The sequence below is a fragment of the Actinomadura bangladeshensis genome (genome assembly GCF_004348335.1).
GTDB lineage: Bacteria > Actinomycetota > Actinomycetes > Streptosporangiales > Streptosporangiaceae > Spirillospora > Spirillospora bangladeshensis.
In genome coordinates, this window is record NZ_SMJW01000410.1 from 1 (window position 1) to 4,452 (window position 4,452).

4 protein-coding genes are annotated in these 4,452 nt (G+C 71.1%); all 4 read right to left on the reverse strand.

The genetic code is table 11. The features are described from left to right. Positions 1-535: 535 nt before the first annotated feature. Entirely contained in the window at positions 536-1,813 is a 1,278-nt protein-coding gene (tyrS, locus tag E1284_RS38790; RefSeq protein WP_131945122.1) for a tyrosine--tRNA ligase, read from the reverse strand. 76 nt (positions 1,814-1,889) lie between these two features. Further along, a complete protein-coding gene (locus E1284_RS38795) occupies positions 1,890-2,093 on the reverse strand; it encodes a hypothetical protein (RefSeq protein WP_131945123.1) in 204 nt (67 codons plus the stop codon). A gap of 33 nt (positions 2,094-2,126) precedes the next feature. Then, positions 2,127-2,762: a DNA-3-methyladenine glycosylase gene (locus E1284_RS38800; protein WP_131945124.1), complete on the reverse strand. Its 636-nt coding sequence runs from the start codon at positions 2,760-2,762 to the stop codon at positions 2,127-2,129. A 71-nt stretch (positions 2,763-2,833) separates the two neighbouring features. Beyond that, complete coding sequence (gene argH, locus E1284_RS38805) at positions 2,834-4,252, reverse strand: argininosuccinate lyase (protein WP_131945125.1); 1,419 nt, start codon at positions 4,250-4,252, stop codon at positions 2,834-2,836. Positions 4,253-4,452 lie beyond the last annotated feature (200 nt).

The window sequence follows — 4,452 nt, forward strand, 5'->3', positions numbered from 1 at the left end:
GCGCATTGCCTCAAAGAAATCCCCACCATCATCCCGAAGAACGATGGTCACGGGGCGGCCCGGCCAACTGACCGAGCCGATAAAGGCACTGGCTTTTAACACGCTGTTGAGTTCTCAAGAAACGGACACCCACCGCGCCGAACCCCGCTCCCGCAGGCCCCGGCTCCGGGGCAACCCTTCTACTCTATCCGATCCGTCCCGTTTGTCCAACTGCGGGGCGGTTCGTCCTCGAACATCCCAATCGATGGAGGCAAGCTCCAGCGATGCGGTCTGCGGAGGATCCCCTTCGGGGCCGGCCGCCTCTTCGGCGTCCCGCTCCCCCGTGGGGCGAGTAGAACATTAGATCCACCCGCCAGGGGCGTCAAATCGGCCTTCGCGAGGCACGAAACCCCAGGTCACGTTATGTTTTCCGACCCAAGATGATGCCCACACAGCGCTGCTCGTAACCGCAATGTGACGTGTATCTACCGAAGCTTGCCCGTCACATGGCGACCGCCCGCCCGGTACGGGACCGGACGGGCGGTGGCGGGACGGCTCAGGACGCGGTCACCTCGACGCCGCCCACATTCCGCTTACCCCGCCTCAGGACGAGGAAGCGGCCGTGGAGGAGGTCGCCGGCCGCCGGTGCGGCGTCCTCCGACTCGACCTTGGCGTTGTTGAGGTAGGCGCCGCCCTGGGTGATGGCGCGGCGCGCCTCCGACTTGCTCTTGCACAGGCCGGACGCCGTCAGGAGCTCGACCACGGTCGGCAGGTCCCCAGGCTTCACCTCGGCGCGGGGCACCTCCGCAAGCGCCGCCTTCAGCGTCCGCTCGTCCAGCTCCTCCAGGGAGCCCTGCCCGAACAGGGCGCGGGAGGCGGCGACGACGCGGGCCGTCTCGTCCGCGCCGTGGACGAGCGTGGTCATCTCCTCGGCGAGCGCCCGCTGCGGGGCGCGCGCGGCCGGGCGGTCGACGCCCTCCTTCACCAGGTCCTCGATCTCCTCCCGGGGGCGGAAGCTGAAGAACTTCAGGAACTTCTCGACGTCCCGGTCGTCGGCGTTGATCCAGAACTGGTAGAACGCGTACGGCGAGGTCAGCTCGGGGTCGAGCCAGTACGTCTCCCCACCGGCGGTCTTGCCGAACTTCGACCCGTCCGCCTTGGTGAGGAGCGGCGTGGTCAGCGCGTGCGCGCTGCCGCCCTCGACGCGGCGGATGAGGTCGACGCCCGCGGTGAGGTTGCCCCACTGGTCGCTGCCGCCCGTCTGCAGCCGGCAGCCGTGCCGCCGGTACAGCTCGAGGAAGTCCATCGACTGGAGCAGGACGTAGCTGAACTCGGTGTAGCTCATGCCCGTCGAGTCGAGCCGCGCCTTCACCGTCTCGCGGGCGAGCATCCGATTGACCGGGAAGTGCTTGCCGATATCGCGCAGGAACTCGATGGCGGACATCGGGCCCGTCCAGTCGAGGTTGCTGACCATGGTGGCGCCGGTCGGCCCCTCGTGGAAGTCGAGGAACTTCGACACCTGGCCGCGGACCCGCTCGACCCAGGCGGCGACGGTCTCCTCGGAGTTCAGGACGCGTTCGGTGCTCTTGCCGCTCGGGTCGCCGATCAGGCCGGTGGCGCCGCCCACGAGGCCGATGGGCCGATGGCCGGCGCTCTGGAAGCGCCGCAGCGTGAGGATCTGGATCAGGTTGCCGAGGTGCAGCGACGGCGCCGTCGGGTCGAAGCCGCAATAGAGCGTGACCGGTCCCGCGGCGAGCAGGGCCCGCAGTTCGTCCAGGTCGGTGGACTGCGCGATCAGGCCGCGCCACGCGAGATCGTCCAGGATGTCGGTCACGGTCTCCCTCGTCTCCGGCTTGCTTTCCGTACGCGCACCAGCTTGCACCGGCGCGCTCATGTCACGCCAACGATATTCAACGGCCGCCGTCGCGGTAGCGGGCCGGGACGAAGAGTTCGTGTCCCGAGTCGAACGTCACCCGGACGCCGTCCCTCTCCCACTTCACCGTCTCGATCCTGAGCTGCACGCCGGTGTTCAGCCGCAGGTACTCGAATCGGCCGTAGGACAGCTCCGGGTCGTCGCCGACGTAGACGCAATGCCCCCGGTACCGTCCGAACACCCCGTGCCCGCGGGTGCCGCCCGCGGCGCCGCGTCAGTCACCGGCGGGGAGCTTCCGGCGCTGCTTCGGGACGTGCGGGCGGTACGGGGAGACCGTCGGGTCGCCGTCGATCCAGAACCGCCATGGGACCTCCTTGGCGCCGCTCACGCCGGTCCGCGGGCCGCTGCGGATCAGCGCGGGGTCGACCGGCTTGCCTTCGAGGACGGCCATCTCCCCGCCGGGCGTGCACACGTCCAGGCCGTTCTGCTCGCGGGCGATGCCGAGGGCCTGGCAGAGCCGGGCGGGCCCGCGCGCCAGGTCGCGGACGGACGAGCGCGGCCGCCGCGCGCGGGCGAGGTCCTCGCCCTCGATGATCTCGCCCGCGCGGAGCAGCACCGCCATGGACGTCCCCTCCGGCGCGCACACCAGGTTCATGCAGAAGTGCATGCCGTAGGTGAAGTACACGTAGACGTGGCCCGGCGGCCCGAACATGACCGCGTTGCGCTGGGTCCGCCCCCGGTAGGCGTGGGAGGCGGGGTCCAGGGGCCCCGCGTACGCCTCCACCTCGGTCAGCCGCGCGGCGACCTCGCCTTCCGGCGTGCGGTGCGCGATGACGTGGCCGAGGAGCGAGGGCGCGGCCTCCTCCACCGGGCGGTCGAAGAAATCCCGTGGCAGCAACGCTCCGTCCATCGCCTCACCATCGTCGAAGGGGTCGGTCGGGCCAGCCTATGCCCGCCCGCGGCACCGGGCCCGCGCCGAGGTCAGGAGTCCGAGCCGGACGCCCAGGCGGCATGCTCGTTGACCAGGGCGCGCAGCGCGTCGAGCTGCTCGCGGACGCGTTCCGGCGCCGTCCCCCCGTAGGCCTTGCGGGACGCCAGGGCGCCCTGGACGTTCAGCACCTCGCGGACGTCCGGCGTCAGGTGCGGCGACACCTTGGCGAGCTCCTCGTCGGTGAGCTCGTCGAAGTCCTTGTCGTTGACCTGGCACCAGACGACGAGGTGGCCGACGACCTCGTGCGCGTCGCGGAACGCCGTGCCGCGCCGGACGAGCAGCTCGGCGAGGTCGGTGGCGAGGGCGAAGCCGTCGGGGGCGAGGGCCTCCAGCCGCTCGGTGTTGATCCGCATCGTCGCGATGAGCCCGGACATGGCGGGCAGGACGAGCAGCAGCGTCTCGACGGCGTCGAACGCGCCCTCCTTGTCCTCCTGCAGGTCGCGGTTGTAGGTGAGCGGCAGGCCCTTGAGCGTGGTGAGCAGGCCGACGAGGTGGCCGATCAGCCGGCCCGCCTTGCCGCGCGCCAGCTCGGCGACGTCGGGGTTCTTCTTCTGCGGCATGATCGACGACCCGGTGGCGTAGGTGTCGTCCATCTCGATCCAGCGGAACTCCTGCGACGCCCAGAGGCAGATCTCCTCGCCGAGGCGCGACAGGTGGACGCCGATCAGCGCGGCGGCGAAGAGGAACTCGGCGACGAAGTCGCGGTCGGCGACGGCGTCCATGGAGTTCGGCGCGGCCGCGTCGAAGCCGAGTTCGGCGGCGGTGGCCTGCGGGTCCAGCGGCAGGGACGAGCCGGCGAGCGCGCCGGAGCCGAGCGGGGAGACCGCGGCGCGCTTGTCCCAGTCGCGCAGCCGCGCGATGTCGCGGGTCAGCGGCTGGACGTGCGCGAGGAGCTGGTGGGAGAACAGCACCGGCTGGGCGTGCTGCAGGTGCGTCATGCCGGGCGCGGCGACGCCGAGGTTGTGCTCGGCCTGCGCGATCAGCGCGGTCTCCAGCTCGACCAGCCGGGAGGCGATCTGCCGGGCGTGGTCGCGCAGGTAGAGGCGCAGGTCGGTGGCGACCTGGTCGTTGCGGCTGCGGCCGGCGCGCAGTTTGCCGCCGAGGGCGCCCAGGCGCTCCAGCAGGCCCCGCTCCAGGGCGGTGTGGACGTCCTCGTCGGCGACGGTGGGCCGGAACTCGCCGGACTTGCACGCCTCTTCGAGGTCGTCCAGGGCACCGATCATGCGCTCGAGCTCGTCGTCGGTGAGCAGCCCCGCCCGGTTGAGGACGCGGGCATGTGCGCGCGAGCCCATCAGGTCGTAGGGGGCGAGCCGCCAGTCGAACTGGACGCTCACCGAGAGCCGCGCGAGCGCGTCCGACGGGCCGCCTTCGAACCGGCCGCCCCACAGCCGCGTCGGTGCCTTCGTCACGAAAATTCCTCTTCTTCCCACCGCTGATTCGTATGTCGTCTCCGCGCCGGTCCACGGCGTGCGGGGACGCCCGTCGAGAGCGTCCCCGCGCGTGGTGGCGCGTCCGCCACAGGGTACGGCGAACACCGTCCTCCAGCCCCCGCCCCCCGCCAAACAGACGACGAGCTTCGCTCGGAGCACCGTCCTCCAGCCCCTGTCTC